Source organism: Actinomadura sediminis, from assembly GCF_042675525.1.
GTDB classification, from domain to species: domain Bacteria; phylum Actinomycetota; class Actinomycetes; order Streptosporangiales; family Streptosporangiaceae; genus Spirillospora; species Spirillospora sediminis.
This window is the reverse complement of sequence record NZ_JBHTJA010000035.1, coordinates 13,632-35,149: the sequence shown is the minus strand read 5'-3', so window position 1 is coordinate 35,149 and position 21,518 is coordinate 13,632. Positions and strand designations below refer to the sequence as shown.

19 protein-coding genes are annotated in these 21,518 nt (G+C 74.4%); 8 read left to right on the top strand and 11 right to left on the bottom strand.

Going from position 1 to position 21,518, the window contains the following annotated elements; translation table 11 throughout:
* Positions 1-22: 22 nt before the first annotated feature.
* Entirely contained in the window at positions 23-520 is a 498-nt protein-coding gene (locus tag ACFQ11_RS18705) for a carboxymuconolactone decarboxylase family protein (RefSeq protein WP_378300222.1), read from the top strand.
* 83 nt (positions 521-603) lie between these two features.
* A complete protein-coding gene (locus tag ACFQ11_RS18700) occupies positions 604-3,642 on the top strand; it encodes a BTAD domain-containing putative transcriptional regulator (RefSeq protein ID WP_378300220.1) in 3,039 nt (1,012 codons plus the stop codon).
* Here the strand turns inward: ACFQ11_RS18700 and ACFQ11_RS18695 are convergent.
* Both ACFQ11_RS18695 and ACFQ11_RS18690 read right to left on the bottom strand, forming a co-directional pair.
* A complete protein-coding gene (locus ACFQ11_RS18695) occupies positions 3,624-4,445 on the bottom strand; it encodes an ABC transporter permease (protein WP_378300218.1) in 822 nt (273 codons plus the stop codon). The genes ACFQ11_RS18700 and ACFQ11_RS18695 overlap by 19 nt on opposite strands.
* A complete protein-coding gene (locus ACFQ11_RS18690) occupies positions 4,442-5,392 on the bottom strand; it encodes an ATP-binding cassette domain-containing protein (protein ID WP_378300216.1) in 951 nt (316 codons plus the stop codon). The genes ACFQ11_RS18695 and ACFQ11_RS18690 overlap by 4 nt, the downstream gene beginning before the upstream one ends.
* Positions 5,393-5,502: 110 nt before the next feature.
* Between ACFQ11_RS18690 and ACFQ11_RS18685 the strand changes: the two genes are divergently transcribed.
* Complete coding sequence (locus tag ACFQ11_RS18685; protein WP_378300214.1) at positions 5,503-7,242, top strand: serine/threonine-protein kinase; 1,740 nt, start codon at positions 5,503-5,505, stop codon at positions 7,240-7,242.
* 134 nt (positions 7,243-7,376) lie between these two features.
* Complete coding sequence (locus ACFQ11_RS18680; RefSeq protein WP_378300212.1) at positions 7,377-8,939, top strand: serine/threonine-protein kinase; 1,563 nt, start codon at positions 7,377-7,379, stop codon at positions 8,937-8,939.
* A 3-nt stretch (positions 8,940-8,942) separates the two neighbouring features.
* Here ACFQ11_RS18680 and ACFQ11_RS18675 read toward each other — a convergent pair whose 3' ends face one another.
* Together ACFQ11_RS18675 and ACFQ11_RS18670 are read right to left on the bottom strand one after the other, a co-directional pair.
* Complete coding sequence (locus ACFQ11_RS18675; RefSeq protein ID WP_378300210.1) at positions 8,943-10,130, bottom strand: CaiB/BaiF CoA transferase family protein; 1,188 nt, start codon at positions 10,128-10,130, stop codon at positions 8,943-8,945.
* Entirely contained in the window at positions 10,114-10,761 is a 648-nt protein-coding gene (locus ACFQ11_RS18670) for a GntR family transcriptional regulator (RefSeq protein ID WP_378300208.1), read from the bottom strand. The genes ACFQ11_RS18675 and ACFQ11_RS18670 overlap by 17 nt, the downstream gene beginning before the upstream one ends.
* A 77-nt stretch (positions 10,762-10,838) precedes the next feature.
* On the opposite strand from ACFQ11_RS18670, the gene ACFQ11_RS18665 reads away from it, so the two are divergent.
* Positions 10,839-11,711 (top strand): hydroxymethylglutaryl-CoA lyase, encoded by an 873-nt coding sequence (locus ACFQ11_RS18665; protein WP_378300206.1) that lies wholly within the window; start codon positions 10,839-10,841, stop codon positions 11,709-11,711.
* A gap of 19 nt (positions 11,712-11,730) precedes the next feature.
* Here the strand turns inward: ACFQ11_RS18665 and ACFQ11_RS18660 are convergent, their stop codons facing one another.
* Complete coding sequence (locus ACFQ11_RS18660; protein WP_378300204.1) at positions 11,731-12,396, bottom strand: TetR/AcrR family transcriptional regulator; 666 nt, start codon at positions 12,394-12,396, stop codon at positions 11,731-11,733.
* A 121-nt stretch (positions 12,397-12,517) separates the two neighbouring features.
* Here ACFQ11_RS18660 and ACFQ11_RS18655 point away from each other — a divergent pair, with 121 nt between their 5' ends.
* A complete protein-coding gene (locus ACFQ11_RS18655; protein ID WP_378300202.1) occupies positions 12,518-14,722 on the top strand; it encodes an MMPL family transporter in 2,205 nt (734 codons plus the stop codon).
* A gap of 70 nt (positions 14,723-14,792) precedes the next feature.
* The gene (locus ACFQ11_RS18650; RefSeq protein ID WP_378300200.1) at positions 14,793-15,173 is read left to right on the top strand and encodes a hypothetical protein; all 381 of its coding nucleotides are present in this window, start codon (positions 14,793-14,795) and stop codon (positions 15,171-15,173) included.
* Positions 15,174-15,255: 82 nt separating this feature from the next.
* Here ACFQ11_RS18650 and ACFQ11_RS18645 read toward each other — a convergent pair whose 3' ends face one another.
* The 4 genes from ACFQ11_RS18645 to ACFQ11_RS18630 form a co-directional block, all read right to left on the bottom strand.
* The gene (locus ACFQ11_RS18645; protein WP_378300198.1) at positions 15,256-16,152 is read right to left on the bottom strand and encodes a formate/nitrite transporter family protein; all 897 of its coding nucleotides are present in this window, start codon (positions 16,150-16,152) and stop codon (positions 15,256-15,258) included.
* Between the two features lie 160 nt (positions 16,153-16,312).
* The gene (gene cynS, locus ACFQ11_RS18640; RefSeq protein WP_378300196.1) at positions 16,313-16,762 is read right to left on the bottom strand and encodes a cyanase; all 450 of its coding nucleotides are present in this window, start codon (positions 16,760-16,762) and stop codon (positions 16,313-16,315) included.
* A 340-nt stretch (positions 16,763-17,102) separates the two neighbouring features.
* Positions 17,103-18,029, bottom strand: coding sequence for an HAAS signaling domain-containing protein (locus tag ACFQ11_RS18635; RefSeq protein WP_378300194.1), 927 nt, complete (start codon positions 18,027-18,029; stop codon positions 17,103-17,105).
* Positions 18,026-18,364 (bottom strand): PadR family transcriptional regulator, encoded by a 339-nt coding sequence (locus ACFQ11_RS18630; protein ID WP_378300192.1) that lies wholly within the window; start codon positions 18,362-18,364, stop codon positions 18,026-18,028. The genes ACFQ11_RS18635 and ACFQ11_RS18630 overlap by 4 nt, the downstream gene beginning before the upstream one ends.
* Before the next feature lie 128 nt (positions 18,365-18,492).
* On the opposite strand from ACFQ11_RS18630, the gene ACFQ11_RS18625 reads away from it, so the two are divergent.
* Entirely contained in the window at positions 18,493-19,137 is a 645-nt protein-coding gene (locus ACFQ11_RS18625; RefSeq protein ID WP_378300190.1) for an HD domain-containing protein, read from the top strand.
* 4 nt (positions 19,138-19,141) lie between these two features.
* Here ACFQ11_RS18625 and ACFQ11_RS18620 read toward each other — a convergent pair whose 3' ends face one another.
* Positions 19,142-19,321, bottom strand: a complete 180-nt coding sequence (locus ACFQ11_RS18620; protein ID WP_378300188.1) for a DUF397 domain-containing protein — start codon at positions 19,319-19,321, stop codon at positions 19,142-19,144.
* The gene (locus tag ACFQ11_RS18615; RefSeq protein WP_378300186.1) at positions 19,318-21,468 is read right to left on the bottom strand and encodes a tetratricopeptide repeat protein; all 2,151 of its coding nucleotides are present in this window, start codon (positions 21,466-21,468) and stop codon (positions 19,318-19,320) included. The genes ACFQ11_RS18620 and ACFQ11_RS18615 overlap by 4 nt, the downstream gene beginning before the upstream one ends.
* Positions 21,469-21,518: the final 50 nt, after the last annotated feature.

The window sequence follows — 21,518 nt, the reverse complement described above, 5'->3', positions numbered from 1 at the left end:
ACACAACGAAAGGAAACGCATCATGAGCACCACCGTCCAGGAGCGGTCGCAGTCGCGTCTGCCCAACCCCGCCGTGCTCGTCCCCGAACTCGCGGAGATCGGCGCGGCGCTCTTCAAGGCGACCGGGAACGGCTCGGTCCCCCAGACCACCATCGGCCTCGTGCAGCTCCGCGTCGGCCAGATCGTCGGGAACACCTACCTGACCGTCCTGCACACCGGCAACCTCCGCAAGGCCGGGGAGTCCGAGGAGCGCATCACCGCCGTGGCGTCCTGGCAGGACGCGCCGTACTTCACCGAGGCCGAGCGGGTCGCGCTCGCGCTCGCCGAGGCCGTCCTCACCCCGAACCCGCACGGCGAGCGCGTCCCGGACGAACTGTACGCGCGGGCGTCCGCCCACTACGACGACAAGGCCCTCGCCACGCTGAGCATGGCGATCGGCCAGGTCGGCTTCTTCACCCCGCTCGCCCTCATCGGCAAGCCGCTCCCCGGCGCGGCGCCCGCCGAGCAGTGGCGGCACTGATCCCGGCCCGCCCCGGCTGAGGGCGGTGGTGCGGAGCGGACGGCCACGGGCGGCCGTCCGCTCCGCTGACCCACAATGGAGCCATGTTCGTCGGGATTCTCGGGCCGCTGGCGGTCACGGACGGCGGCGCCCGGGTGCCCGTCGGCGGGGCGCGGCTGCGGGTGCTGGTGACGCGGCTGGCACTGGAACCCGGACGGACGGTGACGAACGAGGCGCTCGTCCGGGCCGTCTGGCCGGACGGCGGGCCCGGCGATCCCGGGCACGCGCTGCAGGCGCTCGTGTCGCGGCTCCGGCGGTGCCTCCCGGACGGCCGGGTGCGGTCGGCGCCGGGCGGATACGTCCTGGACGTCCCGAAGGACGACGTGGACGCGCACAGGTTCGAGCGGCTCGCGCGGGAAGGCGCGCGGGCACTGCGCGACGGGGACCACGCGCGGGCGGCGAAGGCGCTGGCGGAGGCGCTCGCGCTGTGGCGCGGCGACCCGCTGGCGGACGCCGCGGACGCGCCGTTCGCGGCGGCCGGGGCCGTCCGGGTCCGCGAACTGCGGCTCGCGGCGACCGAGGACCGCGTCGCCGCCGAGCTGGCGGCGGGCGCCGACCCGGGCGGGCTCGCCGCCGAGCTGGAGGCGCTCGCGGCGCGGCACCCGCTGCGGGAACGGGTCCGGGCGCTGCTGATCGAGGCGCTGCACCGGGCCGGGCGGTCGGCGGAGGCGCTCGCCGTGTACGAGGAGTTCCGGCGGGTGCTGGCCGACGAGCTGGGCACCGACCCCGGGGACGGGCTCCGCGCGGCCTACCTCGACGTCCTGCGGGTCCCGCGGACGCGGCCGCGCGGGAACCTGCGGGCGCCCGCGACCGGGTTCGTCGGCCGGGAGGACGAATGCGCGTGGATCGCCCGCCGCCTGTGGGACGGGCGGCTCGTCACGCTCGTCGGCACGGGCGGCGCGGGCAAGACGCGGCTCGCTACGACGGTCGGGGAACGGCTGGCCGAACGGTTCCCGGGCGGGGTGTGGCTGGTGGAGCTGGCGGCGGTCGCCGCCGGCGACGGCGCGCGCGACGGGGTGCGCGCCGCGGCCGCGGCGGCGCTGGGCGTGCGGGGCCCGGAACGGCTGGCCGAGGCGCTCGCGGGCGTGGAGTCGCTGCTCGTCCTCGACAACTGCGAGCACGTGCTCGACGCGGCGGCGTCGCTGGCCGGCGAGCTGCTCGGGGCCTGCCCGGGGCTGCGGGTGCTCGCGACGAGCCGGGAACGGCTGGGGGTGGACGGCGAGGCGCTGTGCCCGGTGCCGCCGCTGGACGAGCCCGCCGCGGTGCGGCTGTTCGCGGAGCGCGCGGCGGCCGCCCGCCCGGGGTTCACCGCGGACGACGCGGCCGTCGGGGCGGTCTGCCGGCGGCTGGACGGGCTGCCGCTCGCGATCGAGCTGGCCGCGGCGCGGCTGCGCGCGATGACGCTCGACCAGCTCGCCCACCGCCTCGACCGGCGGTTCCGGGTGCTCGGCGGGGACCGCCGCCCGGCGCGGCACCGCACCCTGCGCGCGGTCGTCGCGTGGAGCTGGGACCTGCTGGACGAGCGCGAGCGGCGGGTCGCCGAACGGCTCGCGGTGTTCGCCGGGACGATCGCGCCCGAGGCGGCGCACCGGGTCGCCGGCGCCGAACTGGAGGACCTCGACGCGCTCGTCGACCGTTCGCTGCTGCAGGCCGTGGAGGGCACGGAGCCGCGCTTCCGGATGCTGGAGACGATCCGCGAGTACGGGCGCGAACGCCTGGCCGAGCGCGGCGGACTCGACGGCGCCCGGGCCGCGCACCTGGCGTACTTCCTGGAGCTGGCGGAGCGGGCCGAGCCGCACCTGTGCCGGGCGGAGCAGCTCGACTGGCTCCCGCTGCTCACGGCCGAGCAGGAGAACCTGCTCGCCGCGCTGCACACCGCCGAGGCGGACGGGGACGCGGGCTCGGCCGTCCGGCTCGCGGCGGCGCTCGCCGTGTTCTGGATGCTGCAGGGCGATCACGCCGAGGTCGCGCGGCGCCTCCGGGACGCCCTGGAGACGCCGCGCCGCACGCCCGTCCCGGCGGACGCCGAAGGGGCCGCCCTCGGCGGGTACGTGCTGAACACCGTGCTGTCCGGCGGCGCCGCCCGCGACGACCCGCTGCTGACGGCGCCCGCGCGCGGCGCCCGTCCGCTCGCGGTCCTGGCCGGGCCCGGCGTCGCGCTGCTGGCGGACGACACCGCGGGCGGCCTCGCGGCCATCGACCGCCTCCTGCCCGGCCGGGACGCCTGGACGCGCGCGACGCTGCACGTCATCGGCGCGATGCTCAACGGGAACGCGGGCGACATGGCGGCCGCGCACCGGAACCTGGCCGCCGCCGTCGCCGCGTACCGGGAGAGCGGCGAGCGCGGCGGCCTGGCGATGGCGCTGCTGTTCGCGGCCTCGACCGAGATGAGCGCGGGGAACTACGACGCCGCCGTCGCCGCGCTGGAGGAGTCGATCGGCCTGCTGCGCGTCCTCGGCCAGGACCGCGAGGCGGCGCAGCAGCGGATCATGCTCGCGGTCGTGCTGGCCAGGTCGGGCGACGCCCGCCGCGCCCGCGACGAGCTGACCGCCCTGCTCGAACCGGAGGCCGCGACCCCCGCCCGGTACCTGGCGGGGGCTCGGCTCGCGCTCGGCGACCTGGCCCGGCACGGCGGCGACCGCGCCGAAGCCGAGCGGCACTACGCCGCCGCCGAACGGGACCTGGAGCACACGTCCTCCGGCCCCCAGTACCGGTCCCTGCTGTCGACGGCGCGCGCACACCTCGCGATCGGCGACGGCGACACCGCCGCGGCCCGCCGCCACCTGCGGACCGCGCTCGCCGAGGCCGTCGAGGGCCCCGACATGCCCGTCGCCGCGTCCGCCGGGACCGGCATCGCGCGGCTGCGGGCCGCCGACCGCCCCGCCGACGCCGCGGAGACGCTCGGCGCCGCGTCCGTCCTGCGCGGCGGGCCGGACGAATCCGACCTCGACCTCGCGCACCTCACCCGCGACCTGCGGGCCGCCCTGGGCGAGCGCGCCTTCGAGGAGGCCCGCGCCCGCGGCGCGGCCCTCGCCCTCCCGGACGCGCTCGCCCTCCTCGAAGATCAGCTCCGGCGCCGGTAGGCGTACACGGCCAGCGGCGCGAACACCGCGAGGAAGCCCGCCGCCCACAGCAGCGTCGCCGTCGCCGCGTCCGCGACCGGACCGCCGACGAGCAGCCCGCGGCAGGCCTCCACCGCGCGATCGACCGGGTTGACGTCCACCCACGCCCGCAGCCAACCCGGCAGCGTCTCGGGCGGCACCGCCATGCTCGTCCCGAACGTCAGCGGGAAGATCCCGAGGAACGCCACCGTCTGCACGACGGTCTCCTCCTTGATCAGCACCCCGATCAGCACGTTCACCCAGCTCAACGCGAACCCCAGCGCCGCGCTCAGCCCCACCGCCGCGAGCGCCGCCGGAACGCCCGTCTCGACCCGGAACCCCATCAGGTAGCCGGTCGCGAACAGTACGACGCCGGTGACGACGTACCGGGGGCCGTCGCTGATCACGAGACCCACCAGCGGCGCGGACCGTCCGATCGGCAGGCTCCGGAACCGGTCGAACACGCCCTTCTTGATGTCCACGTTGATGGCGACGCCGACCGAGATCATCCCGGCGAGGACCATCGTCATCACCAGGACCCCCGGGAAGATGTACTGCAGGTACTCCTGGGTGGAGCCGGACACCGCGCCGCCGAACAGGTACACGAACAGCAGCAGGAACATGATCGGCATGAGCAGCGCGTCCAGCAGGATCCCCGGGTTGCGCCGCGTCTTGACCAGGCTGCGCCCGGCGAGCAGCAGGCTGTGCCGCACGAGCGCGAACGGCCGCGCGTCCGGCTCCGCCGCACGCGCCTTCGGGCCGGTGCCGACGACGGTGTCCGTCATGCCGCCTCCTCCTTGCGCACGCCGTGGCCGGTGAGCGTGAAGAACACCTCGTCCAGGCTCGGCAGCCGCAGCGACAGCTCGGTGACGCCGATGCCCGCCGCGTCCAGCCGCCGCACGGTCTCGCCGAGCGCGTCCTCGCCGTCCACCGGCACCGTCAGGACGTCCCGGCGCGGCGACTCGGCCGCGCGCCCCGACACCGCGTTCAGGATCGCGGCCACCTCCACCAGCCGCGCCGGATCCCGGGGCCGCACCGTGATCGTCTGCCCGCCCGCGACCCGCTTCAGCTCCGCCGGGGTGCCGTCCGCGATGACCCGCCCCCGGTCGACCACGACGATCTGGTCGGCGAGCGCGTCCGCCTCCTCCAGGTACTGCGTCGTCAGCAGCACCGTCCGGCCGTCCGCCGTCATCGCCCGGATCATCCGCCACACGTCCTCGCGGCGCCCCGGATCCAGCCCGGTCGTCGGCTCGTCCAGGCAGACCACCTCGGGACGGCCCATCATGCCGGCCGCGAGATCGAGCCGGCGGCGCATCCCGCCCGAGAACGTCGACACCCGCCGCCCCGCGTCGTCCGCCAGCTCGAACCGGTCCAGCAGCTCCGCGGCCCGGGCCCGCGCGTCGGACTTCCGCAGGTCGAGCAGCCGCCCGATCAGCACGAGGTTCTCGGTCGCCGTGAGGTCCTCGTCGACCGACGCGTACTGCCCCGTCAGGCCGATCTTCCTGCGGACCGCGGCGGCGTCGCGGCCGACGTCCAGCCCGTCCACCCGCGCCGTCCCGGCGTCCGGCCGGAGCAGCGTCGCGAGCACGCGCACGGCCGTCGTCTTCCCGGCCCCGTTCGGCCCCAGCAGCCCCAGCACCGTCCCGGCCCGCGCCGACAGCGAGACGCCGTCCAGCGCGACCGTCTTCCCGAATCGTTTGACCAGGCCCTCGGCCCAGATCGCATCTCCCATACCCCGACCCTCCCCACCCCCCCTCACAGATCGCTCACACCGTCGCCCGCCGCCCCGCCCCGTACGCCTCTTGACCGCTTCGCGACGGCCCTGGAAATCTTTCGGGCACCATGGAAGAACTGCATACCGATGACCCGCGCCAGGTCGGCGCTTACCAGCTTCTCGCTCGGCTCGGCGCGGGCGGGATGGGCAGCGTGTTCCTCGGACGGGCTCCGTCGGGACGCACGGTCGCGGTGAAGTTCGTCCACGCGGAACTGGCGCGAGACGCCGACTTCCGGCGGCGGTTCCGGCAGGAGGTCGAGGCGGCCCGGCGGGTGAGCGGGCCGTGGACGGCGCCCGTCCTGGACGCCGACACCGACTCGGAGACGCCGTGGGTCGCGACCGGTTACGTCGCCGGGCCCACGCTGCAGGAGACCGTCGCCGAGCTGTACGGGCCGCTGCCCGAGCACTCGGTGCGGGCGCTCGCGGCGGGCCTCGCCGAGGCGCTGCGCGAGATCCACGACCGCGGCCTGATCCACCGGGACCTCAAGCCGTCGAACGTCATGCTCACGCTGGACGGCCCGCGCGTCATCGACTTCGGCATCGCGCGCGCCACCGACGGCACCATGATCACCAGGACCGGGGCGGTCGTCGGCACCCCCGGCTTCATGTCCCCCGAGCAGGTGCGCGGTGAGCGCGTCACCGCGGCCGGGGACGTCTTCTCGCTCGGCGCCGTCCTCGCGTACGCGGCGACGGGGCGGCAGCCCTTCGACACCGGCGAGGCGAGCGTCCCCGCCCTGCTGTACCGGGTGGCGACCGAGCCGCCGAACCTGGACGGCATGACGGGCGAGCTGCGCGACCTCGCGGAGCGCTGCATGGCCAAGGACCCGGGCGGGCGGCCGTCGCCCGCGGAGATCGCCGCGGCCATGGAGGCGACGGAGTCCGGATCGTGGTTGCCCGGCGCGCTCGTCGAGCACGTGGGGCGCCGCGCCGTCCAGCTCCTCGAACTCGAACGCGGGGACGATCCGCCCGCACCGGGCCCAACGACGGCAGAGCCCGCCACGCCCGCGCCCACCACGCCCGCGCCCGAGATGCGCTCGCAGGAGCCGCCGCCCGGCTCGCCGTGGGTTCATGGCGGCCCCGGGCACGGTGCGATGCATCCGGGGACGCCCCCACCGGGGGCCGTGCCCCCCGGGACGCCTCCGCCGGGTACCTATCCGCCGGGCACTTACCCACCCGGTGCCTATCCGCCCGGTACTCACCCGCCCGGTCCCGTCCGGCACCGCCGCCGCAACCCGGCGGCGGTGCCGCTGGCCATCGCCGGTGCCGCGGTGATCGTGACGCTGATCGTCCTCCTGTCGAAGTCGTTCTCCGGCTCGGACGACGAGGCGGGGCCGTCCTCCGCCGGGGCCACGACCGGCTCCGTTCCGCGGGCCGGCGGGAACGGCGAACCGTCCGGCGGGGCCTCCTCCCCGCCCGCCTCCTCGCCCCCGGCCTCGGACGACGAGGACGCGGGTGCGGTGGAGGCCGGTCCGGTCCCGGCGGCGTTCATCGGGACCTGGGAGGGCGAGGTCTCGGGCGACCAGACGCGGCGGATGGTGATCGAGCAGGGCGAGAAGGGCACCGACATCGTCACCACGCGGACCACCGGGCCCAACGGTTACTGCGAGGGCAAGGGGAAGATGGTCGCGGCCGCGCCGAACGTCCTGGAGGTCACCACCCGGGTGACCAAGAGCGTCCCGTCGGACCTGTGCGCGTCGGTCGGCAGGCAGTCCCTGGTCCTCCAGGACGACGGCACCCTGAAATGGAAGAGGAGCAAGCCGAGCCTGTTCGGGGGCGGGCCCTACACCCTCCACAAGATCGGCGGGTGAGGTCGGACCGAGGGGTCATGGTTCTCCCGGTGTCGGTCTGCCCACGATGACGCAGGCTTTCGGTCATGGCCAGCCGCAGCGGCGGCGGCGCCGGGGTTGACCGTGATCGTGCGTGCTGGAACCGTTGTCCGCCGATGGAGAATCTGCGGCCGAACGATCCGCACCAGGTCGGCGCTTACCGGTTGCTGGCCCGGCTCGGCGCGGGCGGGATGGGCAGCGTGTTCCTCGGACGGGCTCCGTCGGGACGCACGGTCGCGGTGAAGTTCGTCCACGCGGAACTGGCGCGAGACGCCGACTTCCGGCGGCGGTTCCGGCAGGAGGTCGAGGCGGCCCGGCGGGTGAGCGGGCCGTGGACGGCGCCCGTCCTGGACGCCGACACCGACTCGGAGACGCCGTGGGTCGCGACCGGTTACGTCGCCGGGCCCACGCTGCAGGAGACCGTCGCCGAGCTGTACGGGCCGCTGCCCGAGCGGTCGGTGCGCGCGCTGGCCGCCGGGCTCGCCGAGGCGCTGCGCGAGATCCACGACCGCGACGTGATCCACCGGGACCTCAAGCCGTCGAACGTCATGCTCACGCTGGACGGCCCGCGCGTCATCGACTTCGGCATCGCGCGCGCCGGCGACGGCAGCGTGCTCACCGGGACCGGGATGGTCGTCGGCACCCCCGGCTTCATGCCGCCCGAGCAGGTGCGCGGTGAGCGCGTCACCGCGGCCGGGGACGTCTTCTCGCTCGGCGCCGTCCTCGCGTACGCGGCGACGGGGCGGCACCCGTTCGGCTCCGGCGAGGGCGGTGCGGCGGCGCTGCTGTACCGCGTCGTCAACGAGCCGCCGGACCTGGACGGCATGACGGGCGAGCTGCGCGACCTCGCGGAGCGCTGCATGGCCAAGGACCCGGGCGGGCGGCCGTCGCCCGCGGAGATCGCCGCGGCCGTCGAGGTGCCCGACGCCTCCGGGTCGTGGCTGCCCGGCGGGGTCGTCGAGGCCGTGGGGCGGCGCGCGGTCGAACTCCTCGACCTGGAGCGCGGTGACGAGCGGCCGGGGCCGGGCGTCCGGGGGGCCGTGGGCGCGCCGCCCACCGCGCCGCCGACCGGGTATGCCGGTCCGTTCGCGCCCGGACGCAGGTCGACGGTGGTGCTGGTGATGGTCGCCGTGGCCGCCCTGAGCTTCGGTTTGTTCTTCGTCGTCGCGGTGAGGTCCCTGGGGACGGACGGCGAGGGGGAGCGGCGCGCGCAGGGGACGACCGACCCGGCGCCGGAGCCCACGTGGAGCGCCGGCGGGGCGCCGTCGCCGCGGGATAGCGTCGAGACGTCCTCCCCGTCGCCTTCGGGTGACGGGACGGTCGGCACCGCCGGGGCGGGGGACGTTCCGGAGAGGTTCCTCGGTACGTGGACCTGGGAGGGCGAGACCACCGACGGCGGGCCGGTCTCCCAGCGGGTGGTCGTCACGCAGGGGCCCCGGGGCGGCGACGTCATGGAGGTCACGACCACCGGTTCCGGCTCGCTGTGCGTGCAGAGGGGCGAGCTGACGGAGGCCGCCCCGCACGTCATCGAGCTGAGCGTGCGCGACGTCCGGAGCGTCGGGGCCGGAGGCGACTGCAGCGGCCCGCCGACCCGTCGTGTCTTCAGCGTCCAGGAGGACGGGACGCTGAAAAGGGGAGCCGGGCCGTATCCCCGCATCTACCGCAAGGTCGGGGAGTAGGCGTCAGATCGTGCCCGCGTCCGTGAGGGCTTGCAGGTCGGCGGGGGTCAGGCCGAGGAGGGTGCCGTAGACGTCGGGGTTGTGCTCGCCGAGGGACGGGCCGAGGGCGCGGACCTCGCCGGGGGTGTCGGAGAGCTTCGGGAAGACGTTCTGCATCGGGAAGTCGCCGAACTCGGGGTGCGCCATCCGGATGATCGCCTCGCGGGCCTTGTAGTGCGGGTCCGCGAGCATGTCCTTCGCGCGGTAGGTGCGGCCCGCGGGGACGCCGTTCTCGTGCAGGAGGCCGAGGAGTTCGTCCGCGTCCCGCGTGGACGTCCACGCGCCGATGAGGTCGTCGAGTTCGGCGGCGTTCGCCCCGCGGGCGCCGTGGGTGGCGAACCGTTCGTCGTCGGCGAGGTCGGGGCGTCCCATCAGTGCGGCGAGCCGGCGCCAGATCGTGTCGCGGTTGGCGGCGATGAGGACGGGTCCGTCCTTGGTGGGGTAGACGTTGCTGGGGGCGACGTTCGGGAGGACGGAGCCGGTGCGTTCGCGCTGGTAGCCCGCGATGTCCCATTCGGGGACGAGCGATTCCATCATCGCGAGGACGGCCTCGTAGAGGGCGGAGTCGACGATCTGGCCGCGGCCGGTGCGGTGCCGGGCGTGCAGGGCGACGAGGGTGCCGAGCGCGGCGAACGTCCCGGCGAGTTCGTCGCCGAGGGAGATGCCGGCGCGGGACGGGGGGTTGCCGGGGTCGCCGGTGACGTAGCGGATGCCGCCCATCGCCTCGCCGATGGAGCCGAACCCGGCGCGGGGGGCGTACGGGCCGTCCTGGCCGTAGCCGGTGACGCGGGTGACGATGAGGCGGGGGTTCTCGGCGCGGAGCTCGTCCGGGGACAGGCCCCAGCGTTCGAGGGTGCCGGGGCGGAAGTTCTCGACGAGGACGTCGGCCCGCGCGATGACGCGGCGGGCGAGGGCCTGGCCCTCGGACGTGCGCAGGTTCAGCGTGACCGACTTCTTGTTGCGCGCGAGGATTGGCCACCAGAGGGACTTGCCGTGCGGCTTCTCGCGGCCCCACTCGCGCATCGGGTCCCCGGTGCCCGGCGGTTCGATCTTGATGACCTCGGCGCCGAAGTCGCCGAGGAGCTGCCCGCAGAACGGGCCGGCGAGGAGCTGGCCCATCTCCACGACCCGCAGGTCACCGAGTGCGTTCATCGTCGTCCTTCCGGAGCCGGCCGGCGGCGGCGCGGATGTGGGCGCGCATCACCGCTTCGGCCCAGTCGGGGTCGCCCGCCGCGACGGCGGCGACGATCTCCCGATGGTGCTGCATGGATCGGTCCAGTTCGGCGGGGGCGTAGCGGCGGAACGTCCCGACGATCAGCGGGGCGTGCATGACGGACGTCAGCATCCCGGGCAGCCGCCTGTTGCGGGAGGCGTCGATCAGGGCGGCGTGGAAGCGGGAGTTCAGCCGCGCGAGTTCGCCGAGGTCGCGGATGGCCGCGGCGGCCTCCATGGCGTCGCAGAGCGCGTTCAGGTCGGCGAGGACGGCCGGGTCCTGCCCGAGGCGCGCGGCGCGGGCGGCGGCGTAGGGCTCCAGGAGCGAGCGGAGCTCGAAGATCTCCGCGAGGTCCTCGCGGGTCCATTCGACGACGCGCGCGCCGCGGTGGGGGAGGACCTCCACGAGGCCGTCCGAGCCGAGCCGCTGCAAAGCCTCGCGCACCGGCGTGCGGGACAGGCCGAGCGTCTCGGCGAGTTCGGCCTCCCCGAGCCGTGAACCGGCGGCGGCGTCCCCGGAGAGGATCATCCGCCGCACCGCGTCGTACGCGACGTCCGCCGCACGCGCCATGCCGCCTCCTTGGTTGCATGCAATATAGTCGCATTCGCCGCTAAGTCCGCAAGTCTGGAGCCGAATTGCATACAACGGTGGTGGAGGTCGGTCCTCGCGACGGGCTCCAGAACGAGAGCCGCGTGCTCGACCCCGACGACAGGATCGCCCTCATCGCGCGCTGCGCGGACGCCGGGACGCGCCGGATCGAGGCCGTGTCGTTCGTCGCCCCCGGGCGCGTCCCGCAGATGGCCGGGGCCGAGGAGGTCATGGCCGGGGTGCCCCGGAGCGAGGACGTGTCCTACAGCGGGCTCGTCCTGAACCGGCGGGGGCTCGACCGGGCGCTGGACGCGCGGGTGGACGAGGTCAACGTGGTCGTTCCGGCGTCGGACGCGTTCGGCGTCCGCAACCAGGGCGCGACCGTCGCCGAGATGCTGGACGCGTGGGACGGCATCGCCGCCGCGGCGGCGGAGGCGGGCGTGCCCGCGACCATGACGATCGCCGTCGCGTTCGGCTGCCCGTTCGAGGGCGAGACGCCGCCCGAGCGGGTCGCGGAGATCGCGCGCCGCGCGCACGCCGCGTCCGAGATCGCCTTGGCCGACACCATCGGGGTGGGCGTCCCGGCTCAGGTCCGTGACTTGACGCGGCGCGCGCGCGAGGCCGCCCCGGGGATCCCCCTGCGGTTCCACTTCCACAACACCCGCAACACCGGATATGCCAACGCGCTCACGGCGGTCGATGAGGGCGTGACCACGCTGGACGCGTCGGCGGGCGGGTTCGGCGGCTGCCCGTTCGCGCCCGCCGCCACCGGCAACATCGCCACCGAGGACCTGCTCTACGCGCTCCACCGCGGCGGCGTCGAGACCGGCATCGACATGGAGCGGGTCGCCGCGACCGGGGCATGGCTGGGCGGGCTGCTCGGCGAGCCGGTTCCGGCGCTGCTGGGGCGCGCCGGGGGCTTCCCGGGGTGACGCGGCCGGCCGCCGGCCGTCAGGAGCCGCTCGTCCGGGCGCCGCCCCGGGCCTCCAGCGCGGTCATGTACCCGGCGAGGACGCGCTTCAGTTCGGCCGTCAGCGCGTCCCGCTCGTCCTGCGACCCGGCCTGCGCCACCAGGGGGACGAGCGCCTTGAACACCTGGATCAGGACGCGTGCGCCGCGCGTCCGGTCGTCCCCCGCGAGGCCGGGTGCGCGCGCGGCGAGTATGGCTTCGACGCGTCCGAGCAGCGCGTCCTGGATCGGACGCGTGGCGGCGGTGAGCTCGGCCGGCATGTCGGGGCGCGCGAACAGCGCCTTGAAGCCCGGGTTGGCGAGGTTGAAGGCCATCAGCGGGTCGACGACCCGGTCGATCAGCTCGGCGAGCGGCACCGCGGCCGGGTCGGCGGCCTCGAACGCGGTCCGGTGGGCGCCGCCCATCTGCGCCGTGAACCGGTCGGCGAGCGCCTTCGCGATCGCCTCCTTGTTCGGGAAGAACTGGTAGAGCGAGCCGGGCGAGATGCCCGCCGCCGCGGCGATCCGGTTCGTCGTCGCGGCCTCGTAGCCCGACTCGGCGAGCACCCCGGCCGCCGCGTCCAGGATCTGCGCGATGCGGCGCTCCCCGCGCGCCTGCCGCCGCACCGGCTGCCGCGCGCCCGCGCCGGACCCGCCGTCCCCGTTCATCGCGTCCTCCCGCCGTGCCGCCTGCGACCCGTCGAGTATTGCAAATACGAGTAGTCGCTCGTATTATGCCCAGGAAATACGAGTAGGCACTCGCATATTAACGTCGCCCCTGGGGGAGCACGTGTTCACACCGAACGGCCTCGGCCGGTTCGTCGCCCGAAGGCCCCGGCTGATCGGCGCGATCGGCCTCGCCGCGCTCGTCCTCGCCGGGATCGTCGGCGCCGGCACGATCGGCGCCCTGTCGCTCAACCGCTTCGAGGCGCCCGGCTCCGAGTCGATGCGGGCCCGCGACGCCCTCGCCCGCGACCACGGCACCGGCAGCCCCAACGTCGCGCTCCTCGTGACGGCCCGCACCGGCACCGTCGACGACCCCGCCGCCGCGGCCGCCGGACGTGCGCTGACCGCCGAGCTCGCCGCCCGCGACGGCGTCGGCGACGCCTGGTCGTACTGGACCCGGGGCGGTACCGAGACGCTCCGCAGCGAGGACGCGCGGCACGCGCTCGTCCTCGCCTGGGTCCCGGGCGACGCCGACCACGTCCGGACGGGCGTCCTGCCCGACCTCGCGGCCGACCTCACCCGCACCGACGGGGCCGTCGAGGTGACCGTCGGCGGCGGCGACGAGGTGTTCCGCACCGTCATGGAGCAGGCCCGCGCCGACTTCGTCCGCGCCGAGCTGATCATCCTGCCGCTGACGCTGCTGCTGCTCTGGCTCGTCTACCGGCGCTTCGCCGCCGCGCTCGTCACCCTCGCGACCGGCCTGTTCGCCGTCCTCGGCTCCCTCGCCCTGCTGCGGATCCCGCTCGCCTTCACCGAGATCTCCACGTTCGCGTCCAACATCGCCCTCGTCATGGGCATCGGCCTCGGCGTCGACTACGGGCTGTTCATGATCTTCCGGTTCCGGGAGGAGCTCGCCGCCCGCGGCGACGGCGACGACGACGTGCGGGAGGCGGTCGTCGCGACCGTCCGGGGCGCCGGACGGACGGTCCTGTTCAGCGGCGTCACCGTCGCCGCGGCCCTCGCCGTCCTGCTCGTCTTCCCGTTCCCGTTCCTCGCGTCGTTCGCCTACGCGGGCGTCGCCGTCGTCGCCGCGGCCGTCGTCGCCGCGACCGTGCCGCTCCCCGCCGCCCTCGCCCTCCTCGGCCGCCGCGTCGCCCGCCGCACCCCGGCGCACCGTTCCGCCGCCCGCTGGCACGGCTTCGCGACGGCCGTCATGCGCCGCCCGTTCGTCCTCGGCGGCACCGCGCTCGCGCTCGTCCTGCTGCTCGGCGCCCCGTTCCTCGGCGTCCGGTTCGGACTCCCCGACGACCGCGTGCTGAACACCTCGGCGCCCGTCCGGCAGATGTACGACGAGATCCGCGCCTCGTTCCCCGTCGAGGAGGCCGACGCCCTGCAGATCGTGCTGCGGGACGCCGAAGGCGCGGGCCCCTACGCGGCCGAACTGTCGCGCGTCGACGGGATCGTCCGCGTCGACTCGCCCGCCGGATCGTTCGCGGACGGCGGCCCCGTCCCCGCGCCCGCCGGGGCCCGCTACACGTCCGCCGGCGGCGCCCGCGTCGTCGCCGTGCCGTCGTCCGAACGCCTCGCCGCCGACGCCGTCGGGCTCGTCGAGGACGTCCGCGCCCTCCCCGCCCCGGGACCCGCCCTCGTCGGCGGCTACCCCGCCGAACTCGCCGACTACCGCGACGCCGTCACCGCCCGGCTCCCGGTCGTCGCGGGGCTGATCGTCGCCGTCACCGTCGTCGTCCTGTTCCTGATGACCGGCAGCGTCCTCGCCCCGCTCAAGGCGACCGTCCTCAACCTGCTGAGCCTGTCCGTCATGTTCGGCGCGCTCGTGTGGGTCTTCCAGGAGGGCAACCTGTCCGGCCTCCTCGGCTTCACCCCGACCGGCTCCATCGAGCCCAGCGTCCCGATCCTGATGTTCTGCATCGCCTACGGGCTCTCCATGGACTACGAGGTGTTCCTCCTCTCGCGCATCAAGGAGGAGTACGACCGGACGGGCGACGCCGCGGCCTCGGTGCCGCTCGGCATCGCGCGCAGCGGCCCCCTCGTCACGGCCGCCGCGCTGATCCTCGCCGTCGCGTTCGCGACCTACGCGACCGGCGACGTCGTCTTCCTCCAGCAGCTCGGCATCGGCATGGCCCTCGCCGTCCTCGTCGACGCCACCCTCGTCCGCGGCGTGCTCCTCCCCGCGTTCATGCGGCTCGCGGGCCGCGCCAACTGGTGGGCCCCGCGCCCGCTGCGCCGCCTGCACCGCCGCGTCGGCCTGGCCGAGGAACCGCCCCCCGCGCCCGTCCGGGCCCAGGTCCCCGAGGAGGCCCGGGGGTGAGTATCCGCGCGCCGCGGTCGAGTACGTGACCGGATACCGGGTCGCCGCCGCCGCTGGTTCGCTGGCGGTCATGGAAACGACGACCCGCGCCCCCCTGCCCCCGGCCGTCCTGGCGGCGCTCGTGCTGCTGCCGCCGCCCGTCCTGGCCTGGGTCCTCTGGCAGGTGGGACCCGAGCACATCACGGTCACGGTGAACCCGGGACTCGTCCCCCTGTACTGGACGCCGCCCGCGCTCGCGCTGGCCTCCATGGGCGTCGCCGCGCGCGGCGCCCACGTCCGGCTGCGGCGCGGCCACCCCGGGCACCGCGCGGTGACCGTGACCGCCGTCCTCGGCCTGCTCATGCTCCTGCCGATGCTGCTGTTCGCGCTCGCGTGCCTGCTCTGCTCGTCCATCGGCCAGGTGGACGGCGGCTGGGCGCCGGAGGGGCCGCCGACCGGCATCGGCGCCTGACGCGCCGCAGCGGGCGGCGGCCGGGGAGGGCCGAGCCGTGCGGACGCCGGGAGCGGGCGGCCGCACGGCTCGGCGGGGCGTCCTACGCGTCGACGCTGACGGGGACGCCGGTCTCGTCGGCGGCCGGCTTCCGGGCGGACGGCTCGTCCGCCGCGGCCTTCCCGGTGCCCGCCCGCGGGCGTTCCGGGCCGGGGCGCCCGTGGGTCGCGTAGAGCGTGAGGCCCACGAACGTGACGCCGCCGACCAGGTTGCCGATCACGGTCGGGATCTCGTTCCACACGAGATAGTCCATGATCGAGAAGTCGCCGCCGAGCATCAGGCCGGACGGGAACAGGTACATGTTGACGATCGAGTGCTCGAACCCCATGTAGAAGAAGAGCATGATCGGCATCCACATGCCGATCACCTTGCCGGAGACCGACTTCGACATCATCGCGGCGACGACGCCGGTGGAGACCATCCAGTTGCACAGGACCGCCCGCACGAACAGCGTCAGCATCCCGGGCGCGCCGTGGTCGGCGTACCCGACCGTCCGGCCCTCGCCGATGGTGCCGATCCGCTGCCCGATCTCGTTCGGGTCCGTGGAGAAGCCGTAGGTGAAGACGACGGCCATCAGGACGGCGACGGTGATCGCACCGGCGAGGTTGCCGAGGAAGACGAGCCCCCAGTTGCGCAGCATGAGGCGGAGCGTCACCCCCCGCCGCTTGTCCAGCAGCGCGAGCGGCACCAGGGTGAACACGCCGGTCAGCAGGTCGAACCCCATGAGGTACAGGAGGCAGAACCCGACCGGGAACAGCACCGCGCCGAGCAGCGCCTCGCCCGTCTGCACGGTGATCGTGACGGCGAACGCCGCGGCCAGCGCGAGGATCGCGCCGGCCATGAAGGCCCGGATCACGGTGTCGCGCGCGGACATGAAGACCTTCGCCTCGCCCGCGTCGACCATCGAACGGACGAGCTCGGGCGGTTTCACATAGGACACGAATCCACTCCTCTGCCGTGGACGGCCCGGAAGAGCACCGACCCGTTCCGGGTATTCGGACCGACCACCTGAGTCTCGGCGGCGTTGATGCCCGCCGTATGACGGGTCCGAGTTGGGCGCGTTACGTTCGCCTCACACGCCCGGCGCGGCGGCTGTCAGGTCACCAGCGGTAGTCGAGGAATTTGCCGTCGAAGGTGATGACGACGCGGTCGCCGTCGGGGTCCGGGCGGCGGGCGAAGTCGACGCGGAAGTTGATCGCGCTCATGATCCCGTCGCCGAACTCGTCGTGCACGAGTTCCTTGAGCGCGGGCCCGTACACCGAGAGCGCCTCGGCGAACCGGTAGATCGTCGGGTCGCTCAGCACCGCCGGATCGGCGCCCCGCGTGGGCTGGAGCTGGAGACTCTCCGCGACCGCCGCGTCCAGGTCGAGGAAGTCGCACACCCGCTCGGCCTGCTCGCGGGTCATCGGGTGCTGCCCGAGCAGCGCGGCCGTCGTCCACACGAGCGGGGCGTCGATCTCCGCGGCGATCCGCGCCCAGCTCAGGCCGCGCCGCACCCTGGCGGACGCGACGTGCCGCGCGGCCTCGGACTTGCTCATGATCGGGGTCATTCGTGCTCCCTGCAGAAGTGTGATTTCCGCCAGGGTGCCGTTCTGCGCCGCGAATCGGCAATTACATGCGTGCCGCGACACGAACTATTAACGCCGAAGAAACGCTTGCTTGAAAATGGGGGACCCTATTAATTCCGCCGCAACATAACGGAAACGGGCGGCCCGCCGGGACGGCCCGGAAAGGTCCCCGCTCCGGACGTCGCCCGCAGCGCCGTGCCGCTCGCGCCCTCGTGCTCGTCCGTCCACGCGGTGCCGGGGCCGAGGAGCCGGTGCAGGCTTTCGGGGATCTCCATGGGGTCGTTCTCGGCCGGGAGGCGCCCCGGGGAGCCTCCCGGCGGGTTCAGCGGAGCGCCTTGCGGAAGGCGCCGTAGGTGTCGCTCGCGCCGATCACCAGGATGATCACGGTCATGACGGTGTAGGAGGTGTCGGGGATCGTCCAGTCCTTGTCGTCGAGGGCGGCCAGCAGGTCGGGGTTGAAGATCTCGTGCCGGTGGACGACCCACGCGAGCGGCAGCGTGACGAGCGCCTGCGCGGCGGCGTGGCCGCACGCCAGCGGGACGGTCCAGCGGCGGCGGACGATCGGCACCGTGTTCACCGCGATCAGCGCCACGAACCCCGCGATGATCGGCCAGATCCAGCCGGACCACAGGGCCGGGTCGAGGACCTGCATGCGTTCACCGTCCACGCGGTACGGCTCGGCGGCGCGCTGCCAGACGATCAGGCCGAGCAGCAGCGCGTCCCACGCCACGACCGCGACGGCGCCGCGCGTCACCGCGTCCGGGCGGGACGCCTCGCGCAGGTCGTCCGGGGTCCACGGGCGGGCGAGGCGCCGGTCGCCGAACCGCTCCACGCCGGCGAACACGAGGGTGAGCCACGCGATCATCTGCGCGCCGACCGTCAGCACCGTCCCGACGGCGGTGCCGATCGCCGGGCCGATGCCCCCGCCGTCCAGGACGTCCAGGACCACGGACACGGCCGTCACGGCGGGCAGCGCGACGCCCAGCAGCACCGTGAGGACCCGCACGTACGTCGGGTACAGCTCGGGCCCGATCAGGGTCAGCGGGCGGTCGGCGTACCGGGCGGCGAGCCGGATCGGGTCGCCCATCTCGGTGAGGACGGCCCGTTCCGCGGCCTTCGGGTCGGGCGCGTCGTGCGCGTCGACGGCGTCGGCGATCGTGGCGCGCAGCTCGTTCGCGATGTCGTCGCGCTGGTCGGCCGGGACCCGCCGGACGACCTCCTGCACGTAGCTCTCGGTCAGCGCGCTCACCGGATCTCCTTCGTCAGCCGCGACATCGAGGTGACCAGGCTTTGCCATTCGTGCATCAGTCCTTCGCGTACGAGTGAACCTTTGGGGCTGACTCGGTAGAACTTGCGCGGCCGGGATTCGTCGGTGTTCCACTCGCTGGTGAGCAGCCCTTGCTTCTCCAGCCGGCGCAGCAGGGGGTAGAGGGTGTTGCCGTCGACCGTGACCCCGGCCTCGTTGAGCGTCTCCAGGAGCGCGTAGCCGTACTGTGCGTCCTCCAGCAACGCCAGGCAGGCCAGGACGACCGTGCCGCGGCGGAGCTCTTGGGCCTGGGTGAGGATCAACTCGTCTGGGGTCACGTGTCACACCATAGTGTGCGCCGCACACTAATGTCCATCGCGAGTTGACGTGCGTGGCGCACCGATGGGTGTCGTACCGGGCCGGCCGGGTTGTAGGTTCGCCGGAGACGACGATCACGGAGGACGCGATGACCGACGACGACCGCCTCATCGACCGAGTGCCGCAGCCGCCGGACGTCCCGTCCCGGCTCGCCGCGCAGATCGCGTTCATCGTCGAGGTCGACCGGCTCAAGACCGTGCTCCGCCGCAGCGTCCTCGTCGCGGACGACCGCAGGGAGAACGACGCCGAGCATTCGTGGCACCTGGCGCTGATGGTGACGGTCCTCGCCGAGTACGCCGACGAGCCGATCGACGTGGGCCGCACGCTGAAGCTCGTCCTGCTGCACGACCTCGTGGAGATCTACGCGGGCGACACGTTCCTGTACGACGAGGAGGGCGCGGCGACGCAGGAGGCGCGGGAGCGGGAGGCGGCCGACCGCCTGTTCGCGCTCCTCCCGGACGACCAGTGCGCCGGGTTCCGCGCCCTGTGGGACGAGTTCGAGGAGCGGCGCACGCCGGAGGCGAGGTTCGCGAAGGCGATGGACCGGCTCCAGCCCCTCCTGCTGAACTACAACAACAAGGGCGGCACCTGGCGCACCCCCGGCGTCACCGACGCCGACGTGCGCCGCCGCAAGTCCGTCATCGGCGACGCCTCGGCGGACCTGTGGAGCTACGCCCGGACCCTCATCGCCGAGGGCACCCGCCGCGAGTGGCTCCCGGCCGCGGACGCGTGACCCGTCACCGCCCGCGAAGCGCCCGGAACAGGCGGCGGGCCGCGTCGACCGGGAGATCGACGGTTCCGGCGCCGGGCGCCTTGGAGTCCCGCACCTTGACGACGTCGCCGGACCGTCCGACCTCGACGCACTCGTCGTCCATGGCGGAGCGCCGGGATTTGCGGAAAGGTTCCTTACGGGTCACGTGCGGCCCCTCACGTCGACTCCTATGTCGGCCAATGCGCTTTCCGTGGTGAGCGTCCCCGGGTGACTTGCTCCGAGTACACGTCGTTGTACCGAGAGGAGCCGCTCGAACTCCCGTTTCGCCGCCTTCGTCTTGCCGCGCGCCGCGAGGATCATCGCCAGTTGCTGGCGAGTCGACAGGACGTGGCCGTGGTCCGGGCCGAGGGCACGGGAAAGACCGGGCAGGATCGCCCGGAACTCGTCGTCGGCTTCGTCGAGCAGGTGCTTCCCGGCGAGGATCATGGCGATGTTCTTGCGTGTGATCAAAGTGTTCGGATGGTCGGCGCCCAGCGCACGGGTCTGTGCCGCATGGACCTCGCGGAATGCCTGCTCGGCCTCGTCCAGCCGCCCGAGGCGATAGGGGATGCGGGCCATCACCGAGAGGGTCTGCAACGTGTCGGGATGTGTGTCTCCGAGGATCGTCTGCCGGGCCCTGAGGACCGCTTCGTAGACCTGCTCGGCGTCGGTCGCCTTCTCTTGCATCGCGAGGCACAGACCGAGTTCGTGGTGGGCGGCCAAAGTGTCCGTGTCCTCGAAACCGGAGAGGCGGACGCGCGCTTCGCAGACTTCCCGCGCGATCGGTTCGGCACCCTCCGGATCGCCGAGTAGCCGGACCACCTTCGCCAAGGTCAGGTTGAGCTCCAGGACGGCGGGGCAATCCGGCCCCAGCGGCACGGTGGCGCCGATCGCCTCTTCGATGATGTTCCGTGCGGCGAAGTACTGACTGGCCCACCCGAGAGCCTGCGCGACCCGGGCCGCCGTCTCCGCCGTCCGCTCCAACGCCGGCTCGCCGGGACGGGGGGCGGCGGCCTGCAGAAGTTCGCTCACGTGCGGAACGAGCGAGGCCCAGGCGGCCGCGTGGTCGGGGTTCCGCGGCTCCAGCCGTTCGGTCGCGGCGGCCAGCAGGCCGGCGGCGGCCTCCAGATGGGCGCGGCGGTCGGGGTCCTCGTGCCGCAGGACCTCGGCGACGAGCGGGTGCACGGTGACGGCCTCCGCGCCGTCGTCACCGTGCGACGCGAGGGTGATCATCCCGGTGTTCGCGAGAGCGCGCAGGTTCTCGGCGGCACGGGGGCCGAGCGTCCGGTGGTCGAGCAGGTCGCAGCGGAACGGCGGCCCGCCCGCGAGCCGGGCCAGGACGTGCATGGTGCCCGCGGCGTCCGGACGGCCGTCGTCCGCGAGAGCGTCCAGGGTCAGCCGCCACGTGCGCGCGACGGTCGTCCGGTCGTCCGTCCCGGCGCGCATCAGCTCGGGGAAGCGGTCGCGGAGCGCATCGGCGTACGCGGTGAAGGATCGTTCTCGGTTGAACGGGGACGCAATGTGCAGGCCCGCGTGGTGGAGGGCGAGGGGCAGGCCGCCGAGCCGTTCGGACAGGGCGCGTGCCTCGTCTTCCGTGCCCGCCCGCGGCGCGAGGTCGAGCAGCATGCGGGCACCGTCCCCGGCGGGCAGCCGGCCGACGGTGTGGACGACCGCGTGCCGCCCCCAGACGAGCGGGTCCACGGTGCGGCTGGTGACCAGGACGAGTCCGGACGAACTCGGACGGATCCAGCCGGAGCCGTCGGCGGCCGTGCGGCCGTCCACGGTGAGCGCGCCGGGGTCGTCGGCGTTGTCGATGACGAGGACCCAGTCCCGCTGGGCTTCGAGGAACTCCCAGACCACGTCGGCGGCGTTACGGCGGCCCTGGGCGGCGTCCTCGATGTCCTGGGCGGAGGCGCCGAGCGAGCGGGCGAGTTCGAGGAGGCCGGAGGTGAGCGCGCCGGTGTCGGCGCCGGAGGTCCACCAGACGCGCCGGCCCGCGGCGAGGGCCGCGTCGGCGGCCTGCAGGGCGACGGTCGTCTTGCCGGTGCCGCCCAGCCCGCCGAGCACGTGCACGGTGCCGTCGGGGCGGCGGGCGGCGGCGTCGATGGTGCGCAGGACGTCCGCGCGCCCGCGGACCCGGCCGGGGAGCCGGCCCGTCGGCGGCCGCAGCACCGCCTGGGACCGGTCGCCGCCCGGCGGCGCGGGCAGCGCGCGGCCGGCCGCGGGCGTCCGGCGCAGCTGCGCCCAGGCGATCACCGCGGCGGCGGAGGTCACGACGAAGCCGGCTGCCCCGATCACCGGTTCGAGGTCCATGCCCAGATCATAAGTCGCTGTGATCCCGGCCTTTCGGACTCGACCGAAGC

Bases quoted from the DNA above. Each gene is read 5' to 3' on its own strand.
- ACFQ11_RS18625 (WP_378300190.1), top strand. From the start codon at position 18,493: ATGACCGACGACGACCGCCTCATCGACCGAGTGCCGCAGCCGCCGGAC.
- ACFQ11_RS18685 (WP_378300214.1), top strand. From the start codon at position 5,503: ATGGAAGAACTGCATACCGATGACCCGCGCCAGGTCGGCGCTTACCAG.
- ACFQ11_RS18650 (WP_378300200.1), top strand. From the start codon at position 14,793: ATGGAAACGACGACCCGCGCCCCCCTGCCCCCGGCCGTCCTGGCGGCG.
- cynS (WP_378300196.1), bottom strand. From the start codon at position 16,762: ATGACCCCGATCATGAGCAAGTCCGAGGCCGCGCGGCACGTCGCGTCC.
- ACFQ11_RS18695 (WP_378300218.1), bottom strand. From the start codon at position 4,445: ATGACGGACACCGTCGTCGGCACCGGCCCGAAGGCGCGTGCGGCGGAG.
- ACFQ11_RS18680 (WP_378300212.1), top strand. From the start codon at position 7,377: ATGGAGAATCTGCGGCCGAACGATCCGCACCAGGTCGGCGCTTACCGG.
- ACFQ11_RS18675 (WP_378300210.1), bottom strand. From the start codon at position 10,130: ATGAACGCACTCGGTGACCTGCGGGTCGTGGAGATGGGCCAGCTCCTC.
- ACFQ11_RS18660 (WP_378300204.1), bottom strand. From the start codon at position 12,396: ATGAACGGGGACGGCGGGTCCGGCGCGGGCGCGCGGCAGCCGGTGCGG.
- ACFQ11_RS18670 (WP_378300208.1), bottom strand. From the start codon at position 10,761: ATGGCGCGTGCGGCGGACGTCGCGTACGACGCGGTGCGGCGGATGATC.
- ACFQ11_RS18700 (WP_378300220.1), top strand. From the start codon at position 604: ATGTTCGTCGGGATTCTCGGGCCGCTGGCGGTCACGGACGGCGGCGCC.
- ACFQ11_RS18705 (WP_378300222.1), top strand. From the start codon at position 23: ATGAGCACCACCGTCCAGGAGCGGTCGCAGTCGCGTCTGCCCAACCCC.
- ACFQ11_RS18690 (WP_378300216.1), bottom strand. From the start codon at position 5,392: ATGGGAGATGCGATCTGGGCCGAGGGCCTGGTCAAACGATTCGGGAAG.
- ACFQ11_RS18615 (WP_378300186.1), bottom strand. From the start codon at position 21,468: ATGGACCTCGAACCGGTGATCGGGGCAGCCGGCTTCGTCGTGACCTCC.